Genomic DNA, 17,332 nt, shown 5'->3' on the forward strand with positions numbered 1-17,332 from the left:
CCAGCTGTAAAGTTCGTTACCGAGCTGCAACATTCGACGGATTTTCATCGGCTAAATTCCGCGATGAGTATTGACGTGCCGGTCGCTCCGCGCTAATGTCCCGGGGCACAGGAAAAGCCCCGATTCTGGAATCGGGGCTTTTCGAGTTAATCTTTAATTACTTGATGAAATCATCATGCCGTCACACGTTGAAGCGGAACTCCACCACGTTCCGTAGCCGTTGTTTCGACCATGGGTTAGAACCTGGTGTTCTGGACGAAATCCGGGACGGTGCACCGGCGCTCCGAGGCGGTGTCCACGGTCGACCTGAACTCTGCTGACAACACGATCTACTCCAGCACTGTGGCTGATGCCCACGCGGCATGCAATGAATGTCTGACGCTTCAGGTCGGTTCCGAGCTGGTGGCTTCGATGCCCCGGCCGTAAGCAATGAAGCCACTTCGGAATCCATGAGACGCCTAGCGCTCAGTTGCATCATCTCCAGCCGAGCCTAGAAGGCGGTGCTGGGCAGATCCTTCTCGCCATCGACGATCGCGGTGATGATCCGCGCTGCAACCAAGTCTGGATCCAGCGCTGCTCCGAATCGCGGCGCTGACCCGGCGATCGGATGCTCGGACAGCGCGGTGCCAGTGTGGCCTGGGCGGGCGTCCACGATTCGTATGCCCGCGCGACGATACTCGCGCGCCGCTGCGACAACGAAGGCCGCGAGCCCAGCCTTCGACGCCGAGTATGCCGCCAGACCGGCGACGGGTGCCTCGGCGACAACGCCGCTCAGTGTGACCACGAAGGGCTCCCGGCCCTCACGTGCCGAGGCCGCGAGGTAGGGCTGGCTCTGGGTAATGAGCTGTATCGGACTGGTCGTGTTCACAGCGAAGAGTTCGTCCACCGTGGCGGGTTCAAGGTCTGATGCGGCGCCGAAGGCGACGACCCCGGACGCAACCACTAGCCCGTCGAGACGTCCGTACTGCGCATTCGTGTCATCCAGCACCTCCTGGATTACGGAGGGTGCGCGCAAATCGTGCCCAGCAGACTTTGACGACCGGGCGACGATGGCGCCGTTACGCTCCAGCTGAGCGGCGATGCGCGAACCGAGTCCGCCGGTGGCGCCGACTACCAGAACAACCGCACCCTGAAGAGTCGTCATGGGTAGATTCTAGGTCACGTGCTGCAGGTAGCCCAGCGCGGGTCGGTTTCCTGAGGCTGGACGGCTGCGGTACGCCCCATGCAACGAAGCAGGCTTCACGCGCACATCCGGAATGAAGCGCCCAAGTTTCGTGACACAGCCTTTTGAGTTGGAAGGATGCATACCATGCCACGCCTCCGCGCCCCCTTGGGAACTGCCATTGGCGGGCATCCGAGACACCGCACACCCGGCTATTACACAATCTTCACCCAGAACCCACGGATGCTCCCATCGCACCAACAGAGACGGCCCCATCTGCGGAAGCAGATGGGGCCGTCTCAAAATTCTGTGGGCTAAACGTTAAACCGGAACTCCACGACGTCGCCGTCGGCCATGACGTATTCCTTGCCTTCGATGCGGACCTTGCCGCGGGACTTCGCCTCGGCCATGGACCCGGCTTCGATGAGGTCGTCGAAGGAGACGACCTCGGCCTTGATGAAACCGCGCTGGAAATCCGAGTGGATCACGCCGGCGGCCTGCGGGGCCGTGTCGCCCTGGTGGATGGTCCAGGCCCGGGTTTCCTTGGGTCCTGCCGTCAGGTAGGTCTGCAGCCCAAGGGTGTGGAAACCGACGCGGGCCAGCTGGTCGAGTCCGGATTCGTCCTGCCCGTTCATTTCGAGCATTTCGCGGGCCTCTTCCTCGTCCAGCTCAACGAGGTCTGATTCGAGCTTGGCGTCGAGGAAGATGGCGTCCGCGGGGGCAACCAGGGTCCGGAGTTCTTCCTGCTTCTCCGGGCTGCCCAGGATGCCCTCGTCCGCGTTGAAGACGTAGATGAAGGGTTTGGCGGTCAGGAGGCTGAGCTCCCTGAGGTGCTCCATCTCCAGTTTGTCGCTCTTGACCGAGGCGAAGATGGTGTCGCCGCGTTCCAGCACCGTTTGGGCCGCCTTGATGGCGGCCAGTTCGCCGGCTTCCCGCTTCTTGATCTTGACTTCTTTTTCGATCCGGGGAATGGCGTTTTCGATGGTCTGGAGGTCAGCCAGGATCAGCTCGGTGTTGATGGTCTCCATGTCCGACCGGGGGTCCACCTTGCCGTCGACGTGGATGACGTCGGGGTCGTCAAACACCCGGACCACCTGGACGATGGCCTCGGCCTCACGGATGTTGGCGAGGAACTTGTTTCCCAGGCCTTCGCCCTCCGACGCGCCTTTGACGATCCCGGCGATATCCACGAAGGACACCGGCGCGGGCAGGAGGCGCTGGGATCCGAAGACGGCGGCCAGCTTGGCAAGCCGCGGGTCCGGAAGGCTGACGACACCGACGTTCGGCTCGATCGTGGCGAACGGGTAGTTCGCTGCGAGCACCTGGTTGCGGGTCAGTGCGTTGAAAAGAGTTGATTTGCCGACGTTGGGCAGTCCGACGATGCCAATAGTAAGAGCCACGAGTACTAATTCTACCTGCTGTGGCCGGGGTCCTCCACGACGGCCTGTCCGGCGTCTGGTTCACCGCCTGCAGGGCGTCGGCCGGAAACTGTCACAGGGGCGTGCCAAAGTGAAGGCATGGACGCTTTTGCACTGATTCTTTCCCTTCTGATGCTTCTCGTCGGCGCGGTCGCCGGCGCCGCCGTGGTCTACCTGCTGGTCCGCCGCCGCACCCAGGCGGTGGAGCAGGACTTCGACGCCGTGTCGGGCCGGCTCTCGGAGGTCAGCGCGCAGTTCGCCGCGGCCGACGCCGAGAGGCGGCTGCTGGCTGCCCAGAACCGGGAACTCGGCGAGTCCCGGAATCAGGACGGCAGCGTGCTGCGCGCCCTGGCGCCGGTGGCCGAGAAGCTCACCGCGGTCCAGCAGCAGGTGTCGCTGCTGGAGCGCGACCGCCTGGAGCAGTATGGCCAGCTGGCCCAGCAGCTGCAGGAAGCCCGACTGTCCGACGAACAGCTGCTGCGGTCAACGCATGCGCTGGAGTCCGCGCTGCGGTCCAACAGCGCCCGCGGCCAGTGGGGCGAGGTGCAGTTGCGCCGCGTGGTCGAGGCGGCCGGGATGCTGCGCCACGTCGATTTCCACGAGCAGGTGCACAGCGGGCAGACCCAGGGCGCCGCGGCGGACACCAGTGTCCGGCCCGACCTCGTCGTGCAGCTTCCGGGCCAGAAGCAGCTCGTCGTCGACGCCAAGGTGCCGCTCTCCTCGTACCTGGCGGCGCAGGAGCTGGGCGCGTCCGCCAGCGGGCAGCTGCACGCGCAGTCGCTGGGCGGGCAGCAGGCCCACCTGCTGGCCCATGCCAAGGCCCTGAAGGCTCACGTGGACGCGCTGAGCAACAAGAAGTACTGGGATATTCCGGGCAACTCCCCGGAACTTGTGGTCTGCTTCCTGCCGGCCGAGTCGATTCTGGCCGCCGCGCTGTCCGCGGACCCGGCGCTGCTGGACTACGCCCTGTCCAAGAACGTGGTGCTGGCCAGTCCGTCGACCCTGCTGGCGGTCCTGAAGTCCGTCGCCTTCACCTGGCGCCAGGACGTGCTGACGGACAGCGCGCGGGAGCTTTTCGAGCTCGCCCACCAGCTCTATGAGCGGATGGGAACCCTCGGCGAGAACGTCACCAAGCTTGGCGCCTCGCTCAAAACGTCCGTTGACCGCTACAACTCAATGGTGGGAACGCTGGAGGCCCGGGTGCTGCCGACCGCACGGAAGCTCAATGCCCTGGATGCGGCAGGGCTGACCACGCCCGCAGCTGTGGAGGTGACACCGCGTTCCGTGGCTGCCCCGGAACTCCAGCCCGGGAACGGTCCGGCGATCGGGTCCGGCAGCAGGCTGGCGGACGGGCCCGCGGCCGACGCCGCCGACGCGGACCGCGAGTCCGCGGCCTAGGAGGTCTGGGCGGGGCGTGAGCCGCGGCCGCCGAGGGCGCGGGTCACGTCGCCGGCCTGCTTCAGCGTGGCGCGGAGTTCCTTCGGCAGCGAGAAGAGCAGGTCCTCCTCCGCCGTGACGACTTCCTCGACCGAGCCGTAGCCGTAGTCGGCGAGCAGGCGCAGGACGTCCTTGACCAGGACCTCCGGGACGGAGGCGCCCGAGGTCACGCCAACGGTGGCCACGCCCTCAAACCAGGATTCGTCCACCTCATTGGCGAAGTCCACACGGTAGGAGGCCTTCGCGCCGTACTCCAGGGCCACCTCCACGAGCCGGACCGAGTTCGACGAGTTGGCAGATCCGACCACAATCACCAGGTCGGCCTGCGGCGAGATCTTCTTGATGGCGACCTGCCGGTTGGTGGTCGCGTAGCAGATGTCGTCGCTGGGCGGGTCCTGCAGGGTCGGGAACCGTTCCTTAAGGAGCCGCACCGTTTCCATGGTTTCGTCGACGCTGAGGGTGGTCTGGGAAAGCCAGATGACCTTCTCCGGGTCCCGGACCGTGACCTTGTCGACCTCATGCGGGCCGTTGATGATCTGGATGTGTTCGGGGGCTTCGCCGGCGGTTCCTTCGACTTCCTCGTGGCCGTCGTGGCCGATCAGCAGGATGTCGAAGTCGTCCTTCGCGAAGCGCACCGCCTCTTTATGCACCTTGGTCACGAGGGGGCAGGTGGCGTCGATGGTCCGCAGCCCCCGGTCCTCGGCAGACTGCACCACGGCGGGGGAGACACCGTGGGCGGAGAAAATCACCAGGGCGCCCTCGGGGACCTCATCGGTCTCGTCAACGAAGATCGCGCCCTTTTCCTCGAGCGAACTCACGACATGCACGTTGTGGACGATCTGTTTGCGAACGTAGACCGGCGGGCCGTAGTGCTCCAGGGCTTTTTCCACCGCGATGACCGCACGGTCAACGCCGGCGCAGTAGCCGCGCGGGGCGGCGAGCAGGACCTTTTTCGGGCCGGAGACGGCGGCTGCCGCCAGCACGTCCTCCGGCGTACGCCGCCGGCGCGGAACGGTTGGCATCGGAATGGATACAGCGGTGGAGGTCATCCCCCAATGCTACCGGTGTTGGGCCGGGCGCCGTTGTGGCCCGGCCGGCCGGGCGGTCAGGCGCGGCGGCGCCCGACGGCGAAGCGCAGGACGAGTCCGGCGGCAAGCAGGACGCCGCCGGCCACGGCGGCCACGGTTGTCCACTGGGCGAAACTCGAGCTGGCGGCCGAGACGAACTCGCTCTTGAAGATCTCCGCGACTTCGTTCCCGCTGCTGGTTCGCGCCACCGCACCCCCGACGGCGCCGGCGGCCAGTGTCCAGGCACCGGCCAGCACAAGGGCTCCGATTCCGATACCGGCCAGGACAGTCCAGCGCCGCCGGGCGGCGACGAAGGCGAGGGCGAAGGCGATGAGCGCGCCCACGGCCGCGGCGTAGCCCATCGGTGCGTAGGCAGATATCCGCTCAAGGATCTGCCGGTGCTCGGGCTGACCGATCGTGATCAGCAGCTGCTCGGGGGCCTCCAGCGGCAGGGTGGTCGCGTCCGCCACCTGCTTCGCCACCAGGCCGACGAGGGGCGCAAGGTCCAGGGTCAGCGAGGTGGCAGCGCCGGCCCCGGCCGGCAGTGTCGTGGGGTCGGCGAAATTCAGCCGGTGGCTCCTGCGCAGGGTTTCGGTCCAGGCATCCGGGTAGCCGGGCATGCTCGTCAGGGACTGGGCCGCGCTCTCCAGGATTGGCGTGACCAGGCCACTGAGCGCTTCGGGGATCCGCTCCGCGCCGAGACTGCCAACGGCGGCCGAGGCCAGCCGCTGCTGAAACACCGGGTCTTTGCCCAGCGGGGCGGTGAACGCCACGAAGCCGTCCTCCTGGACGATGTTCCGGTCCACCCACATGGCCGGAACGGCAACCGCCGCCAGGACAAGCCCAATGAGTACTGCTACGGCCGAGACAAAAGTGCGCACAAGAATTCCTCGTTGGTTGGTGGGTAGTGCCATCCTACGGGGGCGGCGTGCGGAACGATAAAGTCGGTCCCCGGTGATAGAGCTATGGATAGAGTTGAAACCGACAAGTTCGAGTTGTCTGCCGGTGGCCCTTCCTGACGCGCAATCGCCGGGGGTTTGCCTGCGGACAGCACCGCCCCGGCAAAGGACACCCACCCGTATGTACAAGGCCATCTCCGCCCAGGGGTACCGGCATGTCTGAAGACGTCGCGGCAGCCACGACCGTTCCGGGCACGGCTGCGGAAACCAGCCCGGAAAACCCCTGGCCGCTGCAGCTGCTGTCCCAGAAACTCAAGATGCACATCGACCGTGCCCCGTCCGCGTGGGTCGAGGGACAGGTCATCGAGCTGAACCGGCGCGGGACCAACGCCTACCTGACGCTGCGGGACATCGACGCTGAGATTTCCCTCCCCGCCTCCGTCTGGACCAAGGTGCTGGACCGGCAGGACATCCCGCTCGAACGCGGCTCCCGGGTCGTGGCCCTGCTCAAGGCGGAGTTCTGGCTCAAGACGGGCCGGCTGAGCATGTCCGTGAAGGACATCCGGCCGGTGGGGCTAGGGGATCTGCTCGCCAGGATCGAGCGGCTGCGCCACGCCCTGGCCGCTGAAGGGCTGTTCTCCGACACCCGCAAGAAGCCCCTGCCCCTGCTCCCCCACCGGATCGGCCTGATCACCGGCCGCGACTCTGACGCCAAGAAGGACGTGCTGCGCAACGCCGCCCTGCGCTGGCCCGCCGTCGAATTCGAAGTCCGTGAGGTGGCCGTCCAGGGCAACACCGCCGTCGCGCAGATCATCGCGGCGCTGCGCGAACTGGATGCGCACCCCGAGGTGGACGTGATCGTCATCGCCCGCGGCGGCGGAGCCCTCGAGGATCTGCTGCCCTTCAGCAATGAGGAACTCATCCGGGCGGTGTCCGGCGCGTCCACCCCGGTGGTGAGTGCGATCGGCCACGAGGCGGACCGGCCGATCCTGGACGATGTCGCGGACCTGCGCGCCTCCACGCCCACCGACGCTGCCAAGCGGATCGTCCCGGACGTTGTGGAGGAGCTCGCCCGCGTGCGTCAGGCCCGGGACCAGCTCCGGCGCGGTGCCACCCGGCTGGTGGAACGTGAAACGGACCGGCTGGCCTCGCTTCGCTCCCGCCCGGTACTGGCCTCCCCCGAGGTTATGGTCAGCATCCGGCACGACGATATTGAACGGCTCAAGGGCCGCTCCCAGTCGGCCGTCACCACCGCCGTCGTCCGGGCCGCGGACCAGCTGGTGCACCTCAAGGCCCAGGTCCGCGCCCTCTCGCCGCAGAAGACCCTCGACCGGGGGTACGCCGTGGTGCAGCTCGCCGACGGCGGCCAGGAACCCGGCACCCGCCGGGACGTGGTCCGGCACCCTGACCAGGCACCGTCGGGGACTCCGCTGACGGTGCGCGTGGCTGGGGGCCGGTTCACCGCGGAGTCGACCGGCGGCCAGGAACCCGCCGAAGACTGATAGACCAATCCACCCGATCGACCCGTCCTGCGGGACACAGCAAGGAGCAGCACGCCATGGCAGCAGAAACGCAGCCCAACGCCGACATCGAGGGTCTGAGCTACGAGGAGGCCCGCGAGCAGCTCGTCGGCGTCGTCAGCCGGCTCGAAGCCGGCGGGGCAAGCCTCGAGGAGTCCCTCTCGCTCTGGGAACGCGGCGAGGCTCTGGCCAAGCGCTGCGAACAGTGGCTGGAGGGCGCCCGCAAACGGCTGGCCGCGGCCCGCGACCAGCCCGCACAGGACAGCTAGCCGCAGCCCGGCGGCCGCCGGTCAGGAGCGCTCGACCAGTTCCCGTTCCAACGCGACGTCAAGGTCCGGAACCGGCCACCGCAGCTTGAGACCTTCCAGCGCGTCGAGCAGCAGCTGCTGGACGGCGATCCGGGCGTACCACTTCTTGTTGGCCGGGACGACGTGCCACGGGGCGAGCTCGGTCCCTGTCTTCTCGAATGCCTTCTGGTAGGCGTCCATGTAGTCGCTCCAGAACGCGCGTTCCTTCAGGTCGTTGCTGCTGTATTTCCAGAGCTTCGCAGGCTCATCCAGCCGCGCGAGCAGCCGCTGCTTCTGCTCGTCCCGGCTGATATGGAGCATAACCTTGACGATCTTGGTGCCGGCGGACGTCTGCCTGGCCTCGAATTCGTTGATCGCGTTGTACCGGCGCTCGAGTTCCTTCGGATCGGCCCAGCGGTGGACGCGGTGGATCAGGACGTCCTCATAATGGGACCGGTCAAAGACGCTCACCATCCCGGCAGCCGGCACTTCCTTCTCGATCCGCCACAGGAAGTCGTAGGACTGCTCTTCCGGGGTGGGCGCCTTGAAAGATTTCATCTGGACGCCGTGCGGGTTCATGGCGCCCATGACGTGCGTGACGATCCCGCCTTTGCCGGCGGTGTCCATGGCCTGGAGGATCAGCAGGATGCGCTTGGTGCCGCCGAAGCGAGATTCGGCGAAAAGCTGCTCCTGGAGCAGGGCGAGGTTGTCATCCAGGTCGGCGAGCAGCACCTCGCCGTCGTTCTTGTCCCCCGGGTAGCCCGGGGTGGAGTCCGGGTCAGTGTTCTTCAGGCTGAAGCCTTTGCCCACTTTCAGGGTGTCAGAAGGGTGGTCCTTGAATCTCACGACGTCCGCCATCACAAGCCTCTTTCCGGTTCGGGCAGCCTCCGTTCGGACCGCCGGACAACCGCCCGCGCCGCGCTGCTCAGCCTAGGCTAGTTCCCCTTGTACCGGCTCAGGAAGTCCGCCATGCGGTTGATGGCCTCTTCAAGGTCCTTCACGAGCGGCAAGGTGACCATCCGGAAGTGGTCCGGGCGGACCCAGTTGAAGGCCCGGCCATGGGAGACGAGGATCTTCTGCTGGCGCAGTAGGTCCAGGACGAACTTCTCGTCGTCGCGGATGCGGTAAACCTCGGGATCGAGCTTCGGGAACAGGTACATGGCGCCGCGGGCCTGTTGCGTGCTGACCCCGGGAATGGCGTTGAGCATGTCGTAGGCCTTGTTGCGCTGCTCCAGCAGGCGCCCGCCCGGCAGGATCAGGTCGTTGATGCTCTGGTACCCGCCCAGCGCCGTCTGGATCGCGTGCTGGGCCGGGACGTTCGCGCACAGGCGCATGTTCGCGAGCAGGTTGATGCCCTCGAGGTAGTCCGCGGCGTCCTTCTTCGGCCCGGAAATGGCCATCCAGCCGGCGCGGTAGCCGCAGACGCGGTAGGCCTTGGACAGACCGCTGAACGTCAGGCACAGGACGTCGTCGCCGGTGAGGCTGGCCATGTTCACGTGGACGGCGTCCTCGTACAGGATCTTTTCGTAGATCTCGTCGGCGAACAGGACCAGGCCGTGCTTTTCGGCCAGCGCGACGATCTTCTTGAGGGTGTCCTCGGGATAGACGGCACCGGTGGGGTTGTTGGGGTTGATCACCACGATCCCCTTGGTCCGCGGGGTGATCTTGGCTTCCAGGTCCGCCAGGTCCGGCTGCCAGCCGGAGTCCTCGTCGCAGAGGTAGTGCACGGGCCGGCCGCTGGCCAGGGCAACGGAGGCGGTCCAGAGCGGGTAGTCCGGGGTGGGGATCAGGACCTCGTCGCCGTCGTCGAGCAGCGCCATCAGGGACATCGTGATGAGTTCGCTGACGCCGTTGCCCAGATAGATGTCATCGACGTGGATGTTCTGGATACCGCGGGTCTGGTAGTACTGCGAGACGGCGGTGCGGGCGGAAAAGATGCCGCGGGAATCGCTGTAGCCCTGGGCATGCGGCAGGTGGCGGATCATGTCCACCAGGATCGCGTCCGGCGCTTCGAATCCGAACGGGGCCGGGTTTCCGATGTTCAGTTTGAGGATGCGGTGACCCTCTGCCTCCATCTGCTGGGCGGCCTGAAGGATCGGTCCACGGATGTCGTAAAGGACATTATGAAGCTTGGTGGACTGCTTGAATTCTGCCATTCATCAAATATGCCATATGGCGGATGTACTTCCGGCGAGATCTGTCTCACAGGGGTGTCCCGCCGTCACAGGCACAAAACGGCGACGGCGGCAGCCGGCTCCCCCCCGTCAACCGGGAGAGGACCGGCAGCCGCCGTCGTCCGTCAAAGAGGTCCGGGAGCGCCTGTTACTTGACCAGTCCCTTGTCCTTGAGCCATGCGGCCGCAGCGTCCTTGGGATTCTGCTTCTGGCTGCCGCTGACTGCGCGGTTGAGGTTGATCAGATCCTCGGTGGTGAGGACCTTGGACACGGCGTTCAGGGTTTCCTTCGCCTTGTCGGTCATCTTGGCCTTGCTGTACAGCGGCAGGACCTGCTGGGCGATGAAGTTGTTCTTCGGGTCATCCAGCACCACAAGGTCGTTGTCCGCGATGGACGGCGTGGTGGTGTAGATGTCGGCCACCTGGACCTGGTCAGAGAGCAGGGCCTTGAGCGTGACCGCCCCGCCGCCGTCGCTGAACGGCTCCAGCTTCTTGGGCACGCAGTTGTAGTTCTTTGCCAGGCCGGGGAGCCCGTAGGCGCGTTCCGCGAAGGTCGCCGGGGCGCCCACCACGATTTCGCTGCAGACCTTGGCGAGGTCCTCGATCGACTTCAACTGGTACTTCTCCGCGGTGGCTTTCGTGACCACCATCGCGTCCTTGTCCTCGGCCTTGGAGGGCTCCAGGACGGCAAGTCCCTCGGGGAGTTTGCCCGGCAGGGCCTTGTAGATGTCCTCGGCCGAGACCTCCGTGGCGTCCTTGCTGACGTGCAGCAGCAGGTTGCCGCTGTAGTCCGGGATGACGTCCACCGATCCGTCCTGGACGGCCTTGAAGTAGACCTCGCGGGAACCGATGTTCGGCTTGGTGCTCGCCGTGACGCCTGCTCCGTTCAGTGCCCCGGCGTAGACCTCCGCGATGATCTGGCTCTCGGGGAAATCGGCGGAACCGATCACGAGGGCCGAGCCCGAACCGGACGCGGCCCCGCCCGTGGCGGGGGCTGAGGACAGCGGATTGGAAGAGCCTGCGCAGGCTGACAGTGCCATGGCCAGGCCGACGCCGGCGGCCAGGCCGCCGAATGCGCGCCTGCCGAGTGCTCGTTGGCGGATTTCCTTCATGACGTACCTCCTTGAACAACAGTCCCCGCGGTTACAGGGTCTGTGAGATCAACCGCAGCCTGATGGCTCCGGTTTGGCTGGGAAGAGGCTCCCTGGGACAGGAACAGCCTCTGGATGAGGGCAAGGACGAGGTCGACGGCGATGGCCAGTCCGGCGATGAGCAGGGACCCGCCCAGCATCTGGGGGAAGTCGGAGAGCACGAGCCCGTCGAACAGGTACCGTCCCAGGCCGCCGAGGTTGATGTAGGCCACCACCGAGACCGTGGCGATGGCCTGCAGCACCCCGGTCCGGAACCCGCCGAACATCACGGGCAGCGCGTTCGGGAATTCGGCGCGGAAGAGCACCTGAAGCTCCGTCATGCCCATGGCCCGTGCGGCGTCGACGACGTTCCGGTCCACGCTGGCGATGCCGGCGTAGGTGCCGGCTAGCAGCGGCGGGACGGTCAGGATCACGAGGGCCCAGATCGGCGGCATCAGCCCGATGCCGGCGAGCAGGACAAAGAGTGTGAGCAGGCCGAGGGTCGGCAGCGCACGGAGGGCGCCGGCGACGGCCACGGCGGCAACCCGCCCGCGGCCGGTATGCCCCACGTACAGGCCGATGGGGACGGCGATGGCGGTGGCGATCAGCATGACCAGGCCCGTGTAGAGCAGGTGCTCGGCCAGCCGGGCCGGGATTCCGGCGCTGCCGGCCCAGTTCTCCGGATCGCCGAGCCAGGCGAAGGTGTCCGTGACGACGTTGCTCATGAAGCACCGCCGGCAGTCTGCGCATCGGAAAGCCGCAGCGCCGCGGCAGCGGGGCCCGTCTTGTCCTGGCCGGCGTCGGCGTCCGCGCCGCTGTTGGCCGCGGCGCGGGTCCAGGGCGTCAGCAGCCGCTCGAGTACAACGAGGACGGCGTCCATCAGCAGGGCCAGGATGAGGATGGCGATGATGCCCACCACCACTTCGGTGACGAAATCGCGCTGCAGGCCGGAGGTGAACAGCATCCCGAGGTTGCCGATGCCAAGCAGGGCCGCGACGCTGACCAGCGAGATGTTGCTGACTGAGACGACGCGCAGTCCGGCGAAAAGCACCGGGAGGGACAGCGGCAGATCGATCTGCAGGAAGCGGGCAAACGGTTTGAACCCCATGGCGGCGGCGGCCTGGCGGAGGTCTTCGTCCACCGAGTCAAAGGCGTCCAGGGTGGCGCGCACCAGGAGGGCGACGGCGTAGATCGTCAGCGCCACTACGACGTTGACGGGATCCAGGATCCGGGTGCCCAGGATGGTGGGCAGGATGATGAAGAGGGCCAGGGAAGGGATCGTGTAGAGCAGCGAGGATCCGGTCAGGACCACGGACCGGAGCCCGCGGTTCTGCCGGGCCAGCTGGGCCAGCGGGACCGCGATCAGCACCCCGAAGATCATCGGCAGGATGGCGAGGACGAGGTGCTGGCCGGCGAGGCTCAAGACCTGCGCGCTGTTGGCCAGGAACCACTCCATCAGAGCGCGCCCTGGCGGACGTGCCGGTCCGCTTCGATCACGGCGAGGACCTCTTCGGCTGCGATCACGCCGGCGACCCGGCCGTCGGCGTCCACGGCGACGCCGAGACCCGAGGGCGAGGACAGGGCCGCATCGAGGGCGCGGCGGAGCGTGTCGCCCTTCCGGAACAGGGATCCGCCGGGAACCGTCGCCGGGCCCCTGCCCGGGCCCGACCAGCCGAGCGGGCGCAGGTCATCATCGACCACCAGTTGCCACTCGCCCGAGGCGCTGCCGTCCAGCGTGAGTTCCGCCCTGGTGATCGTTGTGGCCGGGTGCACGGTGACGCCGTCGGACGGGCTGAAGCCCAGGTGCCGGAAGCCGCGGTCCCGGCCCACGAAGGACGCCACGAAGTCACTGGCCGGGGCGCGCAGTATTTCCTCCGGGGTGGCGTACTGCGCCAGTTTGCCGCCGAGGCCGAACACCGCCACCTTGTCCCCGAGGACGGTGGCCTCGTCAATGTCGTGGGTGACGAAGACGATGGTCTTGGCCAGGTCGCGCTGGAGCCGGAGGAGTTCCTGCTGGAGTTCGTCGCGGACCACCGGGTCCACGGCGCTGAAGGGCTCATCCATGAGCAGCACGGGAGGGTCGGCGGCGAGCGCCCGCGCCACCCCCACGCGCTGCTGCTGCCCGCCGGACAGCTGCGATGGGTACCGTTTGCCCAGCGCCGGGGCCAGCCCGACGACGTCGAGCAGCTCCTGCGCGCGCTTCCGCGCTTCGGCCTTGGACACACCGTTGAGCCGCGGCACGGTGGCAATGTTGTCCAGCACGGAACGGTGCGGCATCAGCCCGGAGGACTGCATCACGTAACCCATGGAACGGCGCAGCTTCGCGGCCGGCACGGAGGTGACATCCTCACCGCCCACCGTGATGGTCCCGGAGGTCGGCTCGACCATGCGGTTGATCATCCGCAGCGAGGTGGTCTTGCCGCAGCCGGAGGGACCGACGAAAACCGTGATGGCGCCTTTGTCGATGGACATGGTCAGGTCATCCACAGCGGCCTGCCCGCTCTGGTACTGCTTAGTGACGCTCTGGAACTCGATCATGGCTTCAGCCATTTCCGGGCTTACCTAACTGTTGGCGGCAACATCGGACGGTCCAGCCAACTGATCATAGACACGCTGATTTTTGGCTGTAAAGAAGGTAGGACCCAGCCTAGCCAGCGCGACTGACAAAGTCAGGGATATCGCCAAGGGCACTGTGGCTGACGTAGCAATTCGTAGGCCCGGCGGCTTTGGATGGGTGCCGGACCGGAAAAGTTTTTCCGCCGCGGCCCCTCCCGCTTCCCTGCGGCGGTGCCAGCCAGGCAACGCGGGGTCACTTCGCGCCCATCCGGGGGCCTCTGATGGGCGCGAAGTGACCCCGCGTTGCTTCTGGGGGCTTGGACCGGTCAGCGTGTCCGCCGGGCGCCCCCGGAGTGCCCGCCCCGGCCGTTGCGGGCACCCTTTGAACCGTTCCTTTCATCTTTCTCGTGGCGGTCCTTCTCTGCCGAGCGCTGGCTCTTGCCGGCAGCTGATATCGTCTGTTGCCATTGCCTTGCGTAGGCGCGGCTGGCGGCAGCATCGTGCCGCCGGGCCACGGCTGCGAGTTCGCGCTGGAGTTTCAGGTAGCTCGACCAGCGCCGGCCATCGAGGGATCCGTCCGCGAGCGCGGACTGCACGGCACAGCCGGGCTCCCGGCCGTGGGCGCAGTCGGAGAACCGGCACTGTCCGAAGAGCTCCTCAAGATCGCCGAACATCTCCGCCATTCCGCCCTCGGCGTCAAACAGCCCGAAGCCGCGCACCCCGGGCGTATCCATCAGAACGGCGCCGCCGGGCAGCGGCACGAGTTCGCGGGAGGTGGTGGTGTGCTTGCCTTTGCCGTCACCGGCGCGGACTGCCCCGGTGCCCTGGACTTCGGCGCCGACGAGGGCGTTGATGAGGGTGGATTTGCCGGCCCCTGACGGGCCCAGCAGCACGAGGGTTCCGCCAGGCGGCAGGTGGCCCAGTAGTTCGTCGAGGCCGTCGCCGTGTTCCGCGGAGGTGGTGACCACCGCGACGCCGGCAGCCTGGTGGATCACCGAGCCGACGACGTCGTCCGCCAGGTCGGCAAGGTCCGCCTTGGTGATGATGACGAGCGGGGTGGCTCCCGAATCCCAGGCCGCGACGAGGGTGCGTTCGAGCCGGTTGTGGGTGAGCGGCCGGTCCACGGGTACCACGACGCCGACGATGTCCATGTTGGCGCCGAGGACCTGCGACTCCGATGAGGCTTCAAAGGCGCGTTTGCGGCTCAGTTCCGAGTGCCGCGGGAGAATCCCGGTGAGGGCGGGCTCCCCCGCGGTGCTGGATCCCAGCCAGACCCAGTCCCCTGTGGCGGGCAGCTCCCCGGTGGCGGGGTAGGGCAGATGGAGGGTCGTGTCGTGCGTGGCGACAAGAACCAGGTTGCGGTCCACGCGGATGACCCGGCCCGCGCCGGTGCCGCCCGGCGCAGGGTGGGCCGCGAAGCGCTCGGCCACGGCGGCGGTGAAGCCGTAGTCCGCCGGACCCGCGGGAATGTTGGTGGTGATGGTGTGTGTGGCGCCGGACGCGCCCGGACGTGCAAAAGAAGCAGTCACTGGAAACCCTTTGATGGGGCCCCGGAGGGTGTTCCGCGCTGCAGGTGGAAGCCGGCAGCTAAAAGGCTAGTGGGTGCGGTTGGCCGGGGCAGGAATAAGGACTTGGCTGATAATGGCGCGCTGTGCGCACAGGAATTCCGCAGTCATCGTCTCCACCTCCCCGTTCTCGTCTGACCTGCCGGTTGCTGTACCCGCTGATGCCGGGGTGCCGGTTCTGCCGGGACGTCCCGGCGGCTTCTCTAGAATAAACCGGACCCGACGGCCCTGGCTAGGAATTCGTCCGCAAAGTTTGCTGTCGGGAAGAGTTTGCTGTCCGAAGAGTTTGCCGTCAGGAGAGTTTGCCGTCCAGCGGCCGCTCGCGGTAAAGCCGGAGTGCCGCGTCGACGAGCGAGACTTTGTTCAGCCCTGCGACGTCCCCGAGCGGGATCCAGGCCGCGTGCGTGGTGCTGCCGTTCACCTCGTGCCGCAGCTCACCGCCGGTGATCCTCGCTTCGTAGATGAGCCGGAGGGATTGAAAATCGCGTTCACCGCCGTCGATCCGGATCTCCGCAGGCCAGTGCCCGACGTCGATCCCGAGCATGGCGCCGACCTCCGCGTGGTAGCCGGTTTCCTCATGGATCTCCCGGCGGCAGCCGTCGACGGGGTGCTCACCCAGGTCCAGGCCGCCGCCCGGCAGGGTCCAGCCTTCCTTGCCGCCCTGCTTCCAGTACGCCAGCAAGATGGCGCCATCGCGGATGATGACCGCGTAGGCAGCGGGACGGGTGTCGAAGTTCAGGCTCATCCCTCCAGCCTAGTGGCCGGACAGCGTGGTGGCCCGGCCGGGCCGGTTCAGCCCTGTTCAGCCCTGTTCAGCCCTGTTCAGCCACGAGCTGGAGCACACCAAACACGGGGTCCTGCTCCAGGACGCGGACATCGGTGACCCCTCCGGCGGCCAGGGTGGACCGGAAGGATCCCTGCAGGCGGGGGACGTTCATGCCCAGCCCGCCGCCCAGGATCACCGGGCCGTCGATGCCGAGCTGGCGGACAGTCTGCAGCGCCAGGGCTGCCAGATCCTGTCCGGCTTGGTCCACGAGTTCCTGGCTGGCGGCGTGACCGGCTGCGGCAGCCTCGACCACGAGCCGGGCCCGCTCGGCCCAGTACCGGCGTCCGGTGTCCACCGAATGGAAGAGCGCGATCAGCTTGTTGGGGTCGTCCACACCGCACGAGGCCAGCAGTGCCGTGGTCAGTTCGTCCGGTGCCAAGCCCTGGTTCATCCGGCGGAGGCTGTGGCGGACCGCCTCGCGGCCCAGCCAGTACCCGCTGCCCTCATCGCCCAGCAGGTAACCCCAGCCGCCCGCGCGCGCTTCGCCGCCCCTGCTGTTCCTGCCCCAGGCTGCCGAGCCCGTGCCGCCGATAACGGCAACGCCGGTGCTCGCTCCGCCGGCCGCCAGCAGCAGCCTCGAATCGTGGACCACAGTGATCCGGGCGCCCGGCACATGCGGGGCGATCAGCGCGGCGAGCGCCGCGGCGTCGGCGTCGGTATCGATGCCGCCGGCTCCCGCGTAGACCTGGGCCACGGTTCCGCCGCCGATCAGGGCAAAGAGTTCCGCGAGATGCCGGGCCGCTTCCTCGCGGCTGACGTTCTGCACGTTCGAGCTGCCGACCGACTGGTCGGCCGTGGCCCGGCCGTCCTCGAAGCGGACTCCGCGGGTTTTGGTCCCCCCGATGTCGAGACCGATCACAGCACCGGCTGCAGTGGTGGGAGGAAGGTCGGAGGCCGCCGCCGGCGGGATGTCAGAATGGGTCACCAGACCAGCCTACTGAATCGTCTCCAGGAGTGACCCATGCCGCATACCCTCTTCGGCACGCGCATCATCGCGGCCCCCATGGCCGGCGGGACGTCGACGCCCGGCTTCGTGAAGGCCGTGCATGACGCCGGAGGCCTGGGCTTCCTCGCCGCAGGATACAAAAGCGTCGAGGCCATGCAGACAGAGATCGGCGGCGCCCGGGCCCTGGGGGTGCGGTTCGGTGTGAATGTGTTCGTCCCCGATCCCGCCCGGTTGCCGCCGTCGGAGGCCGTGCAGGCGCAGCTTGAGGACTACCGCGGCCAGCTGCGGGCGGATGCCCGGCGGTACGGCGTGGAGATCCCGCCGCTACGGCTCGACGACGACGACC

At 67.2% G+C, this 17,332-nt stretch carries 17 protein-coding genes; 4 read left to right on the forward strand and 13 right to left on the reverse strand.

From position 1 onward, the window contains the following. Positions 1–490: 490 nt before the first annotated feature. Both BJQ90_RS20485 and ychF read right to left on the reverse strand, forming a co-directional pair. Complete coding sequence (locus BJQ90_RS20485) at positions 491–1,144, reverse strand: SDR family NAD(P)-dependent oxidoreductase (protein WP_226762023.1); 654 nt, start codon at positions 1,142–1,144, stop codon at positions 491–493. Between the two features lie 332 nt (positions 1,145–1,476). Then, positions 1,477–2,562, reverse strand: a complete 1,086-nt coding sequence (gene ychF / locus BJQ90_RS20490; RefSeq protein ID WP_226762024.1) for a redox-regulated ATPase YchF — start codon at positions 2,560–2,562, stop codon at positions 1,477–1,479. A gap of 117 nt (positions 2,563–2,679) precedes the next feature. On the opposite strand from ychF, the gene BJQ90_RS20495 reads away from it, so the two are divergent. Then, the gene (locus BJQ90_RS20495; RefSeq protein WP_226762025.1) at positions 2,680–3,978 is read left to right on the forward strand and encodes a DNA recombination protein RmuC; all 1,299 of its coding nucleotides are present in this window, start codon (positions 2,680–2,682) and stop codon (positions 3,976–3,978) included. Here BJQ90_RS20495 and BJQ90_RS20500 read toward each other — a convergent pair. Together BJQ90_RS20500 and BJQ90_RS20505 are read right to left on the reverse strand one after the other, a co-directional pair. After that, positions 3,975–5,066, reverse strand: a complete 1,092-nt coding sequence (locus BJQ90_RS20500; RefSeq protein WP_226762026.1) for a 4-hydroxy-3-methylbut-2-enyl diphosphate reductase — start codon at positions 5,064–5,066, stop codon at positions 3,975–3,977. The two genes, BJQ90_RS20495 and BJQ90_RS20500, sit on opposite strands and share 4 nt — an antisense overlap. A 56-nt stretch (positions 5,067–5,122) precedes the next feature. After that, complete coding sequence (locus BJQ90_RS20505; protein ID WP_226762027.1) at positions 5,123–5,965, reverse strand: hypothetical protein; 843 nt, start codon at positions 5,963–5,965, stop codon at positions 5,123–5,125. Between the two features lie 233 nt (positions 5,966–6,198). On the opposite strand from BJQ90_RS20505, the gene xseA reads away from it, so the two are divergent. Beyond that, the gene (gene xseA, locus BJQ90_RS20510; protein WP_226762028.1) at positions 6,199–7,485 is read left to right on the forward strand and encodes an exodeoxyribonuclease VII large subunit; all 1,287 of its coding nucleotides are present in this window, start codon (positions 6,199–6,201) and stop codon (positions 7,483–7,485) included. Positions 7,486–7,541: 56 nt separating this feature from the next. Continuing rightward, on the forward strand, positions 7,542–7,772 hold the full coding sequence (locus BJQ90_RS20515; protein WP_226762029.1) for an exodeoxyribonuclease VII small subunit: 231 nt from the start codon (positions 7,542–7,544) through the stop codon (positions 7,770–7,772). Positions 7,773–7,793: 21 nt separating this feature from the next. Here the strand turns inward: BJQ90_RS20515 and BJQ90_RS20520 are convergent, their stop codons facing one another. From BJQ90_RS20520 to BJQ90_RS20560, 9 genes are all read right to left on the reverse strand, one after another. After that, the gene (locus BJQ90_RS20520) at positions 7,794–8,648 is read right to left on the reverse strand and encodes a PPK2 family polyphosphate kinase (RefSeq protein WP_226762030.1); all 855 of its coding nucleotides are present in this window, start codon (positions 8,646–8,648) and stop codon (positions 7,794–7,796) included. A gap of 77 nt (positions 8,649–8,725) precedes the next feature. After that, positions 8,726–9,946: a pyridoxal phosphate-dependent aminotransferase gene (locus tag BJQ90_RS20525; RefSeq protein WP_226762031.1), complete on the reverse strand. Its 1,221-nt coding sequence runs from the start codon at positions 9,944–9,946 to the stop codon at positions 8,726–8,728. A gap of 166 nt (positions 9,947–10,112) precedes the next feature. Continuing rightward, positions 10,113–11,075, reverse strand: a complete 963-nt coding sequence (locus BJQ90_RS20530; protein WP_226762032.1) for an ABC transporter substrate-binding protein — start codon at positions 11,073–11,075, stop codon at positions 10,113–10,115. Next, on the reverse strand, positions 11,072–11,818 hold the full coding sequence (locus tag BJQ90_RS20535) for an ABC transporter permease (RefSeq protein WP_226762033.1): 747 nt from the start codon (positions 11,816–11,818) through the stop codon (positions 11,072–11,074). Before BJQ90_RS20535 ends, BJQ90_RS20530 begins: the two co-directional genes overlap by 4 nt. Next, on the reverse strand, positions 11,815–12,549 hold the full coding sequence (locus BJQ90_RS20540) for an ABC transporter permease (protein ID WP_226762034.1): 735 nt from the start codon (positions 12,547–12,549) through the stop codon (positions 11,815–11,817). Before BJQ90_RS20540 ends, BJQ90_RS20535 begins: the two co-directional genes overlap by 4 nt. Further along, complete coding sequence (locus BJQ90_RS20545; protein WP_319004672.1) at positions 12,549–13,643, reverse strand: ABC transporter ATP-binding protein; 1,095 nt, start codon at positions 13,641–13,643, stop codon at positions 12,549–12,551. Before BJQ90_RS20545 ends, BJQ90_RS20540 begins: the two co-directional genes overlap by 1 nt. A gap of 332 nt (positions 13,644–13,975) precedes the next feature. Continuing rightward, positions 13,976–15,130 (reverse strand): ribosome small subunit-dependent GTPase A, encoded by a 1,155-nt coding sequence (gene rsgA / locus BJQ90_RS20550; RefSeq protein ID WP_413463726.1) that lies wholly within the window; start codon positions 15,128–15,130, stop codon positions 13,976–13,978. Between the two features lie 376 nt (positions 15,131–15,506). Further along, positions 15,507–15,959 (reverse strand): NUDIX hydrolase, encoded by a 453-nt coding sequence (locus BJQ90_RS20555; protein WP_226762035.1) that lies wholly within the window; start codon positions 15,957–15,959, stop codon positions 15,507–15,509. A 67-nt stretch (positions 15,960–16,026) separates the two neighbouring features. Next, on the reverse strand, positions 16,027–16,965 hold the full coding sequence (locus BJQ90_RS20560) for an N-acetylglucosamine kinase (RefSeq protein WP_413463724.1): 939 nt from the start codon (positions 16,963–16,965) through the stop codon (positions 16,027–16,029). Positions 16,966–17,001: 36 nt separating this feature from the next. Here BJQ90_RS20560 and BJQ90_RS20565 point away from each other — a divergent pair. Continuing rightward, the coding region (locus tag BJQ90_RS20565) for a nitronate monooxygenase (protein WP_319004673.1) at positions 17,002–17,332 on the forward strand (331 nt) is incomplete at its 3' end.

Origin of the sequence: Arthrobacter sp. SO3 (assembly GCF_020532825.1) — a bacterium.
Lineage (GTDB): Bacteria > Actinomycetota > Actinomycetes > Actinomycetales > Micrococcaceae > Arthrobacter.